Genomic DNA, 13,158 nt, shown 5'->3' on the forward strand with positions numbered 1-13,158 from the left:
CTCTTTTCTTTGGTACTATCTTAAGTATGCCCGGGAAGAGAAGTCTTATACACCTCTTTTTCATTTTTTTATTTCATACCTTTAGGAATCATTTTTAGCTAATTTCTCTTAGGCTCCGGTTAAACACCGGCAGAAGTTCCGGACCGTCGCGATTTCGGTTCGCTGGCGATGCAGGGGCCGCTTTATCCCCGCTCCGGAAGTACCGCTCACATGTCGACAGTAAATCTTTATGATTTCCCGTCTCCTGTTCGCTCAGAAACGGAATTGGTATTTCCGTTTCTGCCTCCCTCCTCCTGGAGAACACCGGCCGCTGCCCTGCGGCGCTCCCCTTTAGGCCGGCCCGGAATCGTTCTGCCGGTGCCCTGCCTGCCGCGCTGTACCGGACAAATTTCATTTCTTAGATTCCAGAAAAAGAAAACTCGTTTGAAAGATCTTCAAAGGTATAGGAAAGTTCGTTCTATGAAATAAAAAGCCTTCCGGGCAAGACCGCACTGCGGCAGAGCGGGATTCTTTGTTCTTTGATATCAAATACTTTCTGAAATCGTTTTTGATTTCCAGTTGAGCATTGGCAAAAGCTCCGCGGGCTTGCTCACTTTGCTCTTCTGTGGTATGATACATTCGCTGAACAGACCGGACAAAAGGAATCATAGATGATAACGGAGGCAGATGGAAATGGAGAGTGGATCGGCTTATACCAGTTTTGCGGCGGTCTATGATAAATTCATGGACAATGTTCCATATGAAGAGTGGTGTGCTTATCTGACCGGACTTTTAAGGGATTATGGATGCCGGGACTGTCTGCTTGCAGATCTGGGCTGCGGCACAGGCAGCCTTACAGAACTGCTGTCCGAGGCCGGATACGATATGATTGGAATCGATCAATCGGAAGAGATGCTGGAAATAGCCATGGAAAAACGAGCGGAGTCAGGAAGAGACATCCTGTATCTCCTGCAGGACATGAGAGAATTTGAATTATTCGGCACAGTGGGAGGCATCGTCAGCATCTGCGATTCCATGAATTATATTACTTCATATGAAGAATTGGTGGAGGTATTCCGGCTGGTGAACAATTATCTGGATCCTGGCGGCATCTTTATTTTTGATTTCAATACCTGGTATAAATACCAGGAGCTTTTGGGGGACAAGACCATAGCGGAGAATCGGGAGAACGAAAGCTTTATCTGGGACAATTACTTTGACGAAGAGAGCGGAATCAATGAATACCAGCTGGCGATATTCGTAAAGGCAGATTCGGCGTTCGGAGAAGGCAGAGGTGAAGGGGTTTCTCTTTATCATAAATATGAGGAGATCCATTATCAGAAAGCATATACACTTGCTGAGTTTCAGGGGGCTCTTATGGAGGCGGGCATGGAGTTTGTGGACGCGTATGACGCATTTACGAGGGAACCGCCTGGGGAGGAGAGCGAGCGGGTTTATGTAGTTGCCAGAGAACGGGGAAAGAAAATCTGCGTCTGAGAATAATAGAAGAGGGAATGACAGTGGGGAACGGAATATCTGAAAAGGAAGATGAGAATATGGAAAAAAGAGCAGACGGAGGCTTGGGAGACTATATCGTCCGCGCGGCGGCGGCGAATGCTAAGATCAGGGCGTTTGCAGCGACTTCCAGAAACCTGGTGGAGGAGGCCAGAAAAAGGCATAATACCAGTCCGGTGGCGACAGCGGCGCTGGGGCGCCTGATGACGGCAGGCGCGATGATGGGAAGCATGATGAAAGGGGATAAGGATATCCTCACGCTGAGGATCCAGGGGGATGGCCCCATCGGCGGCATCACAGTCACCGCGGATTCCAGGGCAGATGTGAAGGGCTGCGTGGTCAATCCGGAGGTTTTGATCCATGCCAATTCCAAAGGGAAGCTGGATGTGGCGGGGGCGGTTGGCAGAGGTACGCTTACCGTAATCCGTGATATCGGACTGAAGGAGCCGTATTCCGGTCAGATTGATCTGATCAGCGGAGAGATCGCGGAGGATATCACTTATTACTATGCAGTGTCGGAACAGGTTCCGTCCAGCGTAGCTCTGGGAGTGCTGATGAACCGGGAAAATACAGTGCGGCAGGCGGGAGGCTTTATCATCCAGCTCATGCCGGATGCGGAGGAAGAGCTGATAACGGCACTGGAGAGGCATCTGTCAGGAATCACGTCCATCACCTCGTTTCTGGATGCAGGCAAGTCACCAGAACAGATTCTGCAGGCCATCCTGGGAGATTTCGGCCTGGAGATACTGGATAAGATGTCCACCAGGTTTTACTGTGACTGTTCAAAGCAAAAGGTGGAAAAGGCGCTTCTCAGCGTAGGGAAGACAGAGCTGGATGATATGATCGCTGCCGGCGAACCGGTGGAGGTTTCCTGCCATTTCTGCAGCGAACGGTATCAATTCGGAGTAAAAGAGCTCGAAAATATCAGAAATCAGATGGATTAATAAATAATCACCAAATATTGTTTGGAAAAATATACAAAAATTAGAGAAAATGGCAAAAAAATGGTTTGCGGACAAGCCGTTATATGCTATAATATGAGGAGCAGGCGGCCAACCTGCTCTTTAACGTCTAAATTCAACACAGGAGGGATTTAAAATATGGCAAAATGGGTATATTTGTTTAAAGAAGGAAATGCGGACATGCGTAACCTTCTTGGCGGAAAGGGTGCCAACCTGGCAGAAATGACCAACCTTGGCCTTCCGATTCCCCAGGGCTTTACTGTAACTACAGAGGCTTGCACCGATTATTACAACAGTGGAAAGAAGATTACAGAAGAAATTCAGGGACAGATTTTCGACGCGTTAGCATGGCTTGAAGCCGAGAACGGCAGAAAATTTGGCGATACAGAGAATCCTCTCCTAGTATCCGTACGTTCTGGTGCCAGAGCTTCCATGCCTGGTATGATGGACACAATTTTAAACTTAGGCTTAAACGATGTTTCTGTTGAGGGATTTGCAAAGAAGACAGGGAACCCCAGGTTTGCATATGATTCCTACAGAAGATTTATTCAGATGTTCTCCGATGTTGTTATGGAGGTTCCCAAATCTTTCTTTGAAAAGATCATTGATGAGGTAAAGACGGCGAAGGGCGTTCATTATGATACGGAGCTGACGGCCGATGATCTGAAGGAGCTGATCGCGAGATTCAAGCAGGTTTATAAAGATGCGATGAACGGTGAGGAATTCCCTCAGGATCCCAAGGTTCAGCTGATGGATGCGGTAAAAGCTGTATTCCGCTCCTGGGACAACCCCCGTGCCATCGTATACAGAAGAATGAATGATATTCCCGGTGACTGGGGCACTGCCGTAAACGTACAGACCATGGTATTCGGAAATATGGGCGATACTTCCGGAACAGGTGTTGCCTTCACCCGTAATCCGTCCACCGGCGCAAGAGGTATTTATGGCGAATACCTGATCAACGCGCAGGGCGAGGACGTTGTGGCGGGCGTGCGTACTCCCCAGCCTATCACCAAACTGGCGGAGGATCTGCCGGAATGCTATAAGGAATTCATGGCGATCGCGAATAAGCTGGAAGACCACTACCGCGATATGCAGGATATGGAATTCACGATTCAGGAAGGGAAGCTTTACTTCCTCCAGACCCGTAACGGCAAAAGGACTGCTCCCGCGGCTATCCAGATAGCCTGCGACCTGGTGGACGAAGGCAAGATCACTCCTGAAGAAGCGGTATGCCGTATTGAGGCGAAATCCCTTGATCAGCTGCTTCATCCCACCTTTGATACAGCTGCGCTGAAAGCCGGAGAAGTGATCGGAAGCGCGCTTCCCGCGTCTCCCGGAGCTGCGGCAGGAAAGGTTTATTTTACTGCTGAGGATGCAAAAGAAGCCCACGAAAGAGGCGAAAGAGTCATCCTGGTCCGTCTGGAGACATCACCCGAGGATATCGAGGGTATGCACGCGGCAGAAGGAATCCTGACGGTGCGCGGCGGCATGACTTCACATGCGGCAGTAGTGGCGCGCGGCATGGGCACCTGCTGTGTATCCGGCTGCGGAGAAATCAAGATAGACGAAGCCGCCAAGAAATTTGAACTGGGCGGACATGCCTTCACAGAGGGGGATTATATTTCTCTGGACGGCACGACAGGCAAGATTTATAAAGGCGATATCAAAACAGTGGAGGCTTCCGTAGGCGGAAACTTCGGGCGTATCATGCGATGGGCGGATCAGTTCCGTAAGCTGCAGGTACGTACCAATGCAGATACCCCCGTTGATACAGAAAATGCTGTTAAGCTGGGTGCGGAGGGCATCGGCCTCTGCCGTACTGAGCATATGTTCTTTGATCCTGACAGGATTCCGAAGATTCGGAAGATGATTCTTTCCGATTCTGTGGAAGTGCGTGAGGCTGCTCTGAACGAGCTGATTCCTTTCCAGAAAGCGGATTTCAAGGCAATGTATAAGGCTCTTAGAGGCCGTCCGATGACCGTACGTTATCTGGATCCGCCGCTTCATGAGTTCGTTCCCACCGATCCTGCGGATATTAAGGCACTGGCGGATGATATGGGCCTGACTCCTGAACAGGTGCAGGCGAAGTGCGACGATCTTCATGAGTTCAACCCGATGATGGGCCATCGTGGATGCCGTCTTGCGGTTACCTATCCGGAAATTGCGAAGATGCAGACGAGAGCGATCATTGAAGCTGCCATTGAAGTGAAGGAAGAGATGGGATATGACATCGTTCCCGAAATCATGATTCCCTTGGTCGGCGAAAAGAAAGAGCTTAAATTTGTAAAAGATGTGGTGATTGCCACGGCAGAAGAAGTCATGAAAGAAAAGGGCGAATACATCAATTATCATGTAGGGACCATGATCGAGATTCCCCGCGCGGCTCTGACTGCTGATAAGATCGCAGAAGAGGCGGAGTTCTTCTCATTCGGGACCAATGACCTGACTCAGATGACCTTTGGCTTCTCCCGCGACGATGCAGGAAAGTTCCTGCAGTCCTACTACAGCAACAAGATTTATGAATCCGATCCTTTTGCAAAGCTGGATCAGGAGGGCGTAGGTCAGCTGGTCGCCATGGCGGCTAAGAAGGGACGCAAGACTAATCCGAATCTGAAGCTTGGTATCTGCGGTGAACACGGCGGCGACCCCAGCTCCGTAGAATTCTGCCATAAGATCGGACTGAACTATGTATCCTGCTCACCTTACCGCGTACCGATCGCAAGACTGGCGGCGGCACAGGCGGCGCTTAATAATAAGTAGGCAGTTGATTTCTGCTGTGTCACAGGGAAATCACTATTATCGTCCAGTGTGAGAAAGTCATTATCCTCTGAACAAAAGACTAAATAAGAAACAAACAAAGAATAGACCTTGAAATTCAGGAGAAATCCTGAGTTTCCGGGTCTTTTTTTGTATACATGATAGAGACCATTTATCTTGACAGTAAAATATATTTATTATATGGTGGGTACAGGAGGAGGGGTATTATGAAAAAAACAGTTTGCATTCTGCTGACAGTCATTCTTACAGCAGCTCTGGCCGCATGCGGGGAGCCGAAGGCGCAGCAGCCAGAAGGCGAAAAAGATTTGGTACAGATTTCAAAACAAATCACGGAAAAACTCAGCGGATCAGAATATGATGAGATTGCCGGCTTTATGGGAGATCAAATGAAAACCCTATCTGCGAAGGACTGGGAAAAAATATGGGATGAGACGGAAAGTGGATTCGGGACCTTTCAGAAAACGGGCGAATTCATTCAATTTGAAACTGAGGGATATGAAGTGGTGGAACTTGAGCTCATCTGTGAAAACGGGACGGCCGTTCAGCGCACTGTGTTTGATTCTCAGGGACTTGTTGCCGGTTTTTTTATGAAAGCCGGACCGATCAAGTCTGACCTGCCGGAGGGGATCACCGAGCAGGAAATCACCTTTGATTCGCAGCCGGGATTTCCGATATATGGTACGTTGACGATGCCAAAAGAGGTGCCGAGGGCGGCTTTGGTCCTCGTCCATGGTTCGGGCCCCCTGGACCGGGATTCTACGATTGGTTTTAATAAACCGTTTCGTGATCTGGCATATGGTCTCGCCGCTCAGGGAATCGCCGTTCTCCGCTATGATAAGGTGACATACACTTATGGTGAAAAAGTGACGGAAAAATATGGTTCTGCTTTCACGGTGGAGGAGGAATCTGTTTTGGATGCTGTAAACGCTGTGAATTGGCTGAAGCAGCAGGAATCGGTCCCCGGAGACTCCATCTATGTGCTGGGAATGAGTTTGGGCGGTTCTTTGCTGTCATCCATAGGAAAAGAATGTCCTGATGTGGCGGGATATATCAGCATGGGTGGCACGCCGCTGCCGCTGTGGAAGATTTCTCTGCAGCAAAATGAGATGTCGCTGGAAGAGCAGAATGAAGTGCAGAAGGCAGTCGGACAGGCGATGCTTGATGAAGAGGTGCAGAAGGCCGAGCATATTTCAGAATACACGGAAGATGAACTGGCGGATATGACTGTATTCGGACTTCCGGGTATTTATTCCAGGCATCTATTTAGTTTAGAACCTGCGGAACTGCATCTTGCGGATAAAAAACCGATTCTGATCCTCCAGGGAGGAAGGGACCGTCAGGTTACGCCGGAAAACGGAATCATGGCATGGCAGACCGCATTAGCCGGCCATCCGGACGCGGCATATAAGCGTTATGATGATCTGAACCATATTATGGGGGATTACCAGGGCGATCCGGTTCCTTTTCAGGAACTGCTGAGTGTAGAATACCGTCAAAATACGCCTGTGCCCCAATATGTCATCGACGATATCGCCGACTGGCTGAACATCCGGGGAAGGCATTAGAACTGATAGAGTAAAATGGATGAGCTGATGACCATGAGACAAAAAACACCGGACAGGAAATACAAGTTTTCTGGTATGAACATATGGAGCATGATCAGCAAGGCCGCCGTTATGATATTGATCATGACAGCTCCTTTCAGCAGAACGTCGAGGTTTATCAAATATCTTTGGCACAAAGAAAAAAACCGTGTCAAAATTCTTTTACAGACCTTGCCGCGCGGGTTGTTGGCTGATTATAAGCTTTTTTGGAAATCGCTGGTGATTTCCTTCTGTCCCACCTGGTAATAAAAACGAATATAATTTAAGATATTCAAAAGTATGATGTGTTAAACAGATTATGATGTGAAAAAGGAAAGGATGTGGATAAAATGAAAACTATCTATCGCCGCTGTACGGTACTTGACGGATCGGAAAAAATGGAGCCGCAGCCGGACATGACATTAGTTGTAGAAGACGGCAGGATCGTATCGGTCACAAAGGAGGAGGCGGTTTCCGGAGAAGGAGAAGTCATCGATCTGGAAGGCCGGTATTTGATGCCGGGCCTTATTAATCTGCACGTTCATCTGCCGGGAAGCGGTGCGCCAAAGAAAAAGCAGCAGGACAGTACAGCGGCGGCCAAGCTGGTGATGAAAAACAGACTTACCCGTTTTATCGGAATAAAGATGTGCGAAAACTTTGCGAAGACGGAGCTTTTATCTGGAGTGACTACGATCCGCACGGTCGGCGGTCTCGGAAATTTTGATACCTTGATCCGTGACCGCATCAGCGCCGGAAAGCTGGACGGCCCGAGGATCCTGGCATCCAATATGGCGGTTTCCGTACCGGGAGGCCATATGACCGGCTCCGTGGCATATTCCGCGGGAAGTGAAGAAGAATGCCGTGCATTGGTGAGAAAAATCGCCGGAGAGAAACCCGATTGGATAAAACTTATGATTACCGGAGGCGTACTGGACGCGAAGGTGAAGGGAGAGCCGGGAGTATTGAAGATGCCTCCTTCTTACGTAAAAGCCTGCTGCGAAGAAGCTCATAAAGCGGGATACCGTGTGGCCGCCCACACAGAAAGTCCGGAGGGAGTACGGGTAGCGCTGGAAAACGGGGTGGATACGATTGAACACGGGGCGTCTCCCGATGAAGAGATCATCGCCCTGTTCAAAAAAAAGAAAGCCTGTGACATCTGCACGATTTCACCTGCCGTTCCCTTGGCGAAGTTCGGGAAAGAAATTATGGACAGCACGGAGATGATGAGGTATAACGGAAACATTGTGCTGGAAGGCATCATAAACTGCGCCAAGACGGCGCTTGAACATGATATACCGGTGGGATTGGGCACTGATACGGCATGTCCGTTTGTCACCCATTACGACATGTGGAGAGAGCTGCAGTATTTCCATAAATATGTTGGTGTGAGCCGGGCCTTCGCACTTTACACGGCGACGAAAAGAAACGCGGAGATCGCAGGCATTGGACAGGAGACAGGCAGTATAGAGCCGGGGAAAAGTGCGGATTTTCTGATCACAGAGAAAAATCCATTGGAGGATCTGGCCGCACTCCGCACTCCGTATATGGTAGTCGCGCGCGGAAAAGCGTTTAAAAAGCCGGTTGTCAGGAAATACCGCGTTTGCGAGCAGGAGCTTGACAGATGTCTGCAGAACTGAAGAATAAAAAGCCAGATCAGGAATTATCTTATCTTTTCCATTAAGAAATATCGAAAAAAGGTTTTGCTGTAATAGAAGCACGTGTAACGATATTCCCCAGAACTGCGCGTTCTAATATTATCTTTGATATGCTCCCTTTTAGGCAGACAAGTGAAATCATATAATAGCTTGTCTCTTAGGAGGGAGTATACTTTTCATTTTCCTGCAGTGCCAGCGGGGAAGGCAGTCTACAGGGATTTGGCTCTGTCGCTGACATTTTTGTGAAAATTAATTACCTGGTGGTCGTATTTCTTGTTCATGAATTTTGACTGAATCATAAAATCCGCCGTCGCTTTGTTGATCGCCATAGGTATATCATAGACCTGGGAAATTCTCATCAGCGCCTTTACATCCGGATCATGCGGCTGGGCTGTCAGAGGGTCGGAGAAAAAGACGACAAAATCTATGACACCCTCCACGATCTTCGCCCCGATCTGCTGGTCTCCCCCCAGAGGCCCGCTGTTATATGCTTTTATATACAGGCCCGTTTTATCTGCGATCATCCTTGCTGTAGTGCCTGTTCCGCACAGATTATGCTCTTTCAAAATATCATAATTTTCCGCGCACCATTCAATCAGCTTAGGCTTCTCATTATCATGAGCGATCAAAGCAATGTTTTTCTTTTCTGCAATGGTAAAGGTAATATAATCTTCCTTCATTCTGGTGAACCTCCTTCAGGATTCCATTTTAACCGGATATAACTAAACTCTAACACATTTCCCGGATGTTTTCAACGCCCGGAACTTCTGCCGGCGTTCTTTCTTGGGCGCGAATTTCCGGCCATGGAAAATATTTGATATTTCATGGCTGACGTGGATAATTTTAAAAAGATAGACAACCAGTATGGACATGAGGCAGGCGACGTGGTCCTGATATGTATGTCCAATATTACGGAAGAAATATGCAAACGGCACAAAGTACAATTGCATGGACATTGTGAGGAGGCTGATAGAGGACGACGGCGGACATCTTGGAATTGAAAGCCGCGATGGATTGGGGACTTCCATCAGCCTCAGACTTCCGCTGGAACATACTGTTGTGGAAAGTGTCCGGTTCTTGGCGGACGGGCATGAACGGGTGCAGCGTTATGGGAAACGGAAAGGTCTGTATGTTCATTGATGTGGATGCTTTTATAGATAGTGTACAGAAAAGCCGGGCGGAAGAAAGGATGAGCAAAAATGGAAAATGAAGAGAAGCGGGAGGTGCTTTGCTTTTCATGGGGAAGCACTGTCTATGCGGTGGAATTTCAGGACGTAGAAGAAATCTGCATCAATATGTCCGTTTATCCGGTTTCCCTTCTTCCCGACTATTTTTGCGGGACTATATACTATAAAGGACGGGTCCTTTTTGCGGTCCAGGTAGAAATGGATAAGAACCCTTCGCATATCAGAGTCTCAGACAAGGAAGAAACTTTTATAATAATTCTGGTGAGGTATGGAAAAAGCGGGGAGTATACCGGAAGGGTGAAGAGATCATCTGCGTGCTGGATGTACAAAGAAGCGCAGAAGGGCTGATAGCATATGACAATTAAGGAAATATATGGCCGTGGCAGCTGCTTATTGACAGGCCAAAAAGTAAATTAGTAACAGCTCCGTGTATATGGTCAGATAAATTAAAGGGCAGCGGAGCCTTTTCTCTTTGTCGTATATTTTTTCTCAACCTGTAAAAATCATAGGTCATATCAGGATTCCCCCAAATAGAAGTATACCTTTGAATACCTCTCAAACAAACTTATCTTAACGAATCAAAGGAGGCAGGAGAAAGTCCGCTTCCATCCAGGCGAGTCGCTGGCAGCCGTAACCAGCATCTTTGCGGCCTTTAGTCGGTCTTTTCCAACTGACATGGATAAATCGATATTTTTCCATGTCAGATTCCAATAAAAACCTGCATGAAATTCGGTTTTTACCTCCCTGCGGCCGGAAAGATCCTGCTAACGCCCCTGCGGCGCTCCCCTTACGATGGAATCGGATCGTTCCTCCTGCTCCTCTTTCCGCACCGAAATAACCTCCAGTTTGTTTTGAAAGCCATTGAGGCGGCCACGGAGGCCCGCCGCCGTAAGGCGTGCGGGCCCTGTGGATATCCGATCCTTTTCTGGAATCAGGAATATAGTGCATGTCTGAAACGGTGCGGCAGACAGGAAACCGGCGGAACGATTCCGGGCCGGCCTAAAGGAGAGCGCCGCAGGGCAGCGGCCGGTGTTCCCCAGGCGGAGGGAGGCAGAAACGGAAAATCCGATTCCGTTTCTGAGCGAACAGGAGACGGGAAATCATAAAGATTTCCTGTCGACATGTGAGCGGTACTGCCAAAGCGGGGGATAAAGCGGCCCCTGCATCGCCAGCGAACCGAAATCGTGACGGTCCGGAACTTCTGCCGGTGCTGAACCAGAATTTGATCGGAGCTAACTATAAATGATTCCAAAAAGTATTTTGTATCATGATTAACAGAATATCTTTGAACTTCATGGCTTTTGCATCCTTTTAAAAAGCTCTTGACAAAACAAACTGTTATGATTATAATTACAGTAATAACTGAGACAGAAAATAGAACAGTTTATAACCGGAGGTGTATATGAAACTGAAACGACTTATCAGCGGTGCTGCAGTAATCCTCATGATCACCAGCTCAGGAATGTTTGCCGGCTGCGGTGCGAAGCGTGCGGAACCGGAGACGGCTAAAGAGGAAACACGATCTACCGAAGAAAAAGGGACAGAAGCTTCTGAATCTTCGGAAGAAGAGACGGCAGAAGCGTCTCCTTTATTCGGAAGCTTTACCTCAGAGACTCTGGATGGAGAAGCGGTGGATCAGGAGATATTTTCTGGGGCAGATCTGACTATGGTGAATATCTGGGGAACCTTTTGCGGGCCGTGCATCAGTGAGATGCCCGACTTGGGAGAAATAAGTGAAGAGTACAAGGACAAAGGGGTCCAGGTGATCGGAATCGTCAGTGATGTGGTAGAAGCAAAGGACGAGACGGCTTTGGAGATCGTGAACACAACGGGAGCGGATTACACGCATATCGTTGTATCGAAGGATCTGTATCTGGGCTATTTACAAGAGGTGCAGGTTGTGCCCACTACCGTATTTGTGGATAAGGAGGGCAAACAGGTAGGCTCCGCTCAATATGGGGCGAAGAGCAAGGAGAAATGGGAAGAGGCTATAAACGAATTGCTGGAGCAGGTGAAAGATGAAAGATAAAAAGGTTATCTGGATCAGAAGGGTTCTGATAGCGGCAGCGGTGGGATTCCTGATATTCGGCATCAGCAGAGGCGAAGCGGGAACCGTACTGAAAAAAGCAGTGAATATATGTTTGGAGTGTATAGGAATTGGCTGAACTTTTAAAACGAATGAAAAAAAGGGCGAGACTCTGGGTGCAGGTTGGATTTTCTGCCCTTACTAATGGATACCTGCTGGGCTTTGTAAAGGGAAAGATCTTTACGGGGCCGACGAAAGCCGTATGTGTTCCGGGACTTAACTGTTACTCCTGTCCCGGGGCGTTGGGCTCCTGCCCCATCGGTTCTCTGCAGGCGGTGCTGGGCAGCAGAAATTACAGATTTTCCTTTTACGTGATTGGGTTTCTCATGCTGATCGGCTCCCTGGCAGGGCGGTTCGTGTGCGGGTGGCTTTGCCCGTTCGGACTTATTCAGGATCTGCTTTATAAAATTCCTTTTATAAAGAAACGGAAAAATCTGCCCGGACACAAGGTGCTGGTCTGGATGAAGTATGTGATACTGGCGGTCTTTGTCATAATCCTTCCTCTGTTCGCGGTGGACATCGTCGGACAGGGAAGTCCCTGGTTTTGTCAGTATATCTGTCCCAGCGGGACACTTACGGGAGGAATCCCCCTGGTGCTGCTCAATGAGCCGCTCCGGGGCGCCATCGGCTGGCTGTTCCATTGGAAAATGGCTGTACTGCTGCTCATGATTTTCCTGTCTGTTATCGTATACAGGCCCTTCTGTAAATATATATGTCCTCTGGGCGCCATATACAGCCTGTTTAATCCGATTGCGCTGTACCGGTACCAGGTGGACCCGGAAAAGTGCACAAGATGCGGCAAATGCCAAAAAGCCTGTAAAATGGATATTCGAGTATGGGAAACACCGAACAGCCGGGAATGTATCCGGTGCGGGGACTGCCTGAAAAGCTGCCCCCATGGAGCAATCTGCAGCGGCATGGGAAAGAAGAAGGAAACTACCATAGTAAAGGACGGACGACAGAATGACGAGTGAATTTTCAATTGCAGTACATGCCCTGGTATATTTAAATCATAAGGGAGCTACTCTGGCCAGCGAGGCCCTGGCAGTGAATGTGTGCACTAATCCGGCGCGCATCAGGAAAGTCATGGCAAAAATGAAGAAAAAAGGCCTGGTGGGGACAAAAGAGGGGCTGAACGGAGGCTATTACATGGTGCGGAAAGCGGAGGAGGTAAACCTCCGCCAGATATGCGAGGCTCTGGAGGCAGATATGGTGAAAGCCTCCTGGCGGTCCGGGAGTCTGGACATGGACTGTCTGGTCGCATCCGGCATGGCCGGGATCATGGATGGAATATACGGGGAACTGAATGAGCTCTGTAAAAAAAGGCTGGAAAACATGACCATTCAGGATATTGACGATCAGATTTTTAAAGGGAATGGAAAATGATCAGAGCTGGAAAGGAGTAAACAG

17 protein-coding genes are annotated in these 13,158 nt (G+C 48.6%); 14 read left to right on the forward strand and 3 right to left on the reverse strand.

All coding sequences use genetic code 11. The features are described 5' to 3' along the window. Nucleotides 1-94: 94 nt before the first annotated feature. On the reverse strand, nt 95-394 hold the full coding sequence (locus LQE92_RS12465; RefSeq protein WP_231063283.1) for a hypothetical protein: 300 nt from the start codon (nt 392-394) through the stop codon (nt 95-97). 278 nt (nt 395-672) lie between these two features. On the opposite strand from LQE92_RS12465, the gene LQE92_RS12470 reads away from it, so the two are divergent. From LQE92_RS12470 to LQE92_RS12485, 4 genes are all read left to right on the forward strand, one after another. Then, nucleotides 673-1,476: a class I SAM-dependent DNA methyltransferase gene (locus tag LQE92_RS12470; RefSeq protein ID WP_231063284.1), complete on the forward strand. Its 804-nt coding sequence runs from the start codon at nt 673-675 to the stop codon at nt 1,474-1,476. Between the two features lie 83 nt (nt 1,477-1,559). After that, the gene (hslO, locus tag LQE92_RS12475) at nt 1,560-2,438 is read left to right on the forward strand and encodes an Hsp33 family molecular chaperone HslO (RefSeq protein WP_334301397.1); all 879 of its coding nucleotides are present in this window, start codon (nt 1,560-1,562) and stop codon (nt 2,436-2,438) included. 156 nt (nt 2,439-2,594) lie between these two features. Further along, nucleotides 2,595-5,219: a pyruvate, phosphate dikinase gene (gene ppdK / locus LQE92_RS12480; protein WP_231063286.1), complete on the forward strand. Its 2,625-nt coding sequence runs from the start codon at nt 2,595-2,597 to the stop codon at nt 5,217-5,219. A gap of 224 nt (nt 5,220-5,443) precedes the next feature. Continuing rightward, a complete protein-coding gene (locus LQE92_RS12485; protein ID WP_231063287.1) occupies nt 5,444-6,802 on the forward strand; it encodes a DUF3887 domain-containing protein in 1,359 nt (452 codons plus the stop codon). Here the strand turns inward: LQE92_RS12485 and LQE92_RS14465 are convergent. Next, on the reverse strand, nt 6,799-6,927 hold the full coding sequence (locus tag LQE92_RS14465; RefSeq protein ID WP_269141950.1) for a hypothetical protein: 129 nt from the start codon (nt 6,925-6,927) through the stop codon (nt 6,799-6,801). The genes LQE92_RS12485 and LQE92_RS14465 overlap by 4 nt on opposite strands. A 243-nt stretch (nt 6,928-7,170) precedes the next feature. Here LQE92_RS14465 and LQE92_RS12490 point away from each other — a divergent pair, with 243 nt between their 5' ends. Continuing rightward, nucleotides 7,171-8,457: an amidohydrolase family protein gene (locus LQE92_RS12490; RefSeq protein ID WP_231063288.1), complete on the forward strand. Its 1,287-nt coding sequence runs from the start codon at nt 7,171-7,173 to the stop codon at nt 8,455-8,457. Nucleotides 8,458-8,684: 227 nt separating this feature from the next. Here LQE92_RS12490 and LQE92_RS12495 read toward each other — a convergent pair whose 3' ends face one another. Continuing rightward, entirely contained in the window at nt 8,685-9,155 is a 471-nt protein-coding gene (locus LQE92_RS12495) for a methylglyoxal synthase (RefSeq protein ID WP_231063289.1), read from the reverse strand. 144 nt (nt 9,156-9,299) lie between these two features. Here LQE92_RS12495 and LQE92_RS14705 point away from each other — a divergent pair, with 144 nt between their 5' ends. The 9 genes from LQE92_RS14705 (at nt 9,300) to LQE92_RS12535 (ending at nt 13,134) form a co-directional block, all read left to right on the forward strand. Beyond that, a complete protein-coding gene (locus LQE92_RS14705) occupies nt 9,300-9,476 on the forward strand; it encodes a diguanylate cyclase domain-containing protein (protein WP_231063290.1) in 177 nt (58 codons plus the stop codon). Then, nucleotides 9,424-9,615: a hypothetical protein gene (locus tag LQE92_RS12505; protein ID WP_231063313.1), complete on the forward strand. Its 192-nt coding sequence runs from the start codon at nt 9,424-9,426 to the stop codon at nt 9,613-9,615. Before LQE92_RS14705 ends, LQE92_RS12505 begins: the two co-directional genes overlap by 53 nt. A 59-nt stretch (nt 9,616-9,674) precedes the next feature. Further along, nucleotides 9,675-10,010: a chemotaxis protein CheW gene (locus LQE92_RS12510; protein ID WP_231063291.1), complete on the forward strand. Its 336-nt coding sequence runs from the start codon at nt 9,675-9,677 to the stop codon at nt 10,008-10,010. Between the two features lie 374 nt (nt 10,011-10,384). Next, nucleotides 10,385-10,768, forward strand: a complete 384-nt coding sequence (locus tag LQE92_RS12515) for a hypothetical protein (RefSeq protein WP_231063292.1) — start codon at nt 10,385-10,387, stop codon at nt 10,766-10,768. Between the two features lie 17 nt (nt 10,769-10,785). After that, nucleotides 10,786-10,908: a hypothetical protein gene (locus tag LQE92_RS14470; protein ID WP_269141951.1), complete on the forward strand. Its 123-nt coding sequence runs from the start codon at nt 10,786-10,788 to the stop codon at nt 10,906-10,908. Nucleotides 10,909-11,064: 156 nt separating this feature from the next. Then, on the forward strand, nt 11,065-11,691 hold the full coding sequence (locus tag LQE92_RS12520; RefSeq protein ID WP_231063293.1) for a TlpA family protein disulfide reductase: 627 nt from the start codon (nt 11,065-11,067) through the stop codon (nt 11,689-11,691). Further along, nucleotides 11,681-11,827: a CD1871A family CXXC motif-containing protein gene (locus LQE92_RS12525; protein ID WP_231063294.1), complete on the forward strand. Its 147-nt coding sequence runs from the start codon at nt 11,681-11,683 to the stop codon at nt 11,825-11,827. The genes LQE92_RS12520 and LQE92_RS12525 overlap by 11 nt, the downstream gene beginning before the upstream one ends. A 13-nt stretch (nt 11,828-11,840) precedes the next feature. Beyond that, the gene (locus tag LQE92_RS12530; protein ID WP_231063311.1) at nt 11,841-12,722 is read left to right on the forward strand and encodes a 4Fe-4S binding protein; all 882 of its coding nucleotides are present in this window, start codon (nt 11,841-11,843) and stop codon (nt 12,720-12,722) included. Then, entirely contained in the window at nt 12,712-13,134 is a 423-nt protein-coding gene (locus LQE92_RS12535; protein ID WP_231063295.1) for an RrF2 family transcriptional regulator, read from the forward strand. Before LQE92_RS12530 ends, LQE92_RS12535 begins: the two co-directional genes overlap by 11 nt. Nucleotides 13,135-13,158 lie beyond the last annotated feature (24 nt).

Origin of the sequence: Lientehia hominis (assembly GCF_021044755.1) — a bacterium.
GTDB lineage: Bacteria > Bacillota > Clostridia > Lachnospirales > Lachnospiraceae > Lientehia > Lientehia hominis.

What these genes read in the sequence shown, in the direction of transcription:
- LQE92_RS12490 (WP_231063288.1), top strand. Translation starts at nt 7,171, where the DNA reads ATGAAAACTATCTATCGCCGCTGTACGGTACTTGACGGATCGGAAAAA.
- LQE92_RS12530 (WP_231063311.1), top strand. Translation starts at nt 11,841, where the DNA reads ATGAAAAAAAGGGCGAGACTCTGGGTGCAGGTTGGATTTTCTGCCCTT.
- LQE92_RS14465 (WP_269141950.1), bottom strand. Translation starts at nt 6,927, where the DNA reads ATGATCAATATCATAACGGCGGCCTTGCTGATCATGCTCCATATGTTC.
- LQE92_RS12520 (WP_231063293.1), top strand. Translation starts at nt 11,065, where the DNA reads ATGAAACTGAAACGACTTATCAGCGGTGCTGCAGTAATCCTCATGATC.
- ppdK (WP_231063286.1), top strand. Translation starts at nt 2,595, where the DNA reads ATGGCAAAATGGGTATATTTGTTTAAAGAAGGAAATGCGGACATGCGT.
- LQE92_RS12485 (WP_231063287.1), top strand. Translation starts at nt 5,444, where the DNA reads ATGAAAAAAACAGTTTGCATTCTGCTGACAGTCATTCTTACAGCAGCT.
- LQE92_RS12535 (WP_231063295.1), top strand. Translation starts at nt 12,712, where the DNA reads ATGACGAGTGAATTTTCAATTGCAGTACATGCCCTGGTATATTTAAAT.
- LQE92_RS12505 (WP_231063313.1), top strand. Translation starts at nt 9,424, where the DNA reads ATGGACATTGTGAGGAGGCTGATAGAGGACGACGGCGGACATCTTGGA.
- LQE92_RS12495 (WP_231063289.1), bottom strand. Translation starts at nt 9,155, where the DNA reads ATGAAGGAAGATTATATTACCTTTACCATTGCAGAAAAGAAAAACATT.
- LQE92_RS12515 (WP_231063292.1), top strand. Translation starts at nt 10,385, where the DNA reads ATGAAATTCGGTTTTTACCTCCCTGCGGCCGGAAAGATCCTGCTAACG.
- LQE92_RS12465 (WP_231063283.1), bottom strand. Translation starts at nt 394, where the DNA reads ATGAAATTTGTCCGGTACAGCGCGGCAGGCAGGGCACCGGCAGAACGA.
- LQE92_RS14705 (WP_231063290.1), top strand. Translation starts at nt 9,300, where the DNA reads ATGGCTGACGTGGATAATTTTAAAAAGATAGACAACCAGTATGGACAT.
- LQE92_RS12510 (WP_231063291.1), top strand. Translation starts at nt 9,675, where the DNA reads ATGGAAAATGAAGAGAAGCGGGAGGTGCTTTGCTTTTCATGGGGAAGC.
- LQE92_RS12470 (WP_231063284.1), top strand. Translation starts at nt 673, where the DNA reads ATGGAGAGTGGATCGGCTTATACCAGTTTTGCGGCGGTCTATGATAAA.
- LQE92_RS12525 (WP_231063294.1), top strand. Translation starts at nt 11,681, where the DNA reads ATGAAAGATAAAAAGGTTATCTGGATCAGAAGGGTTCTGATAGCGGCA.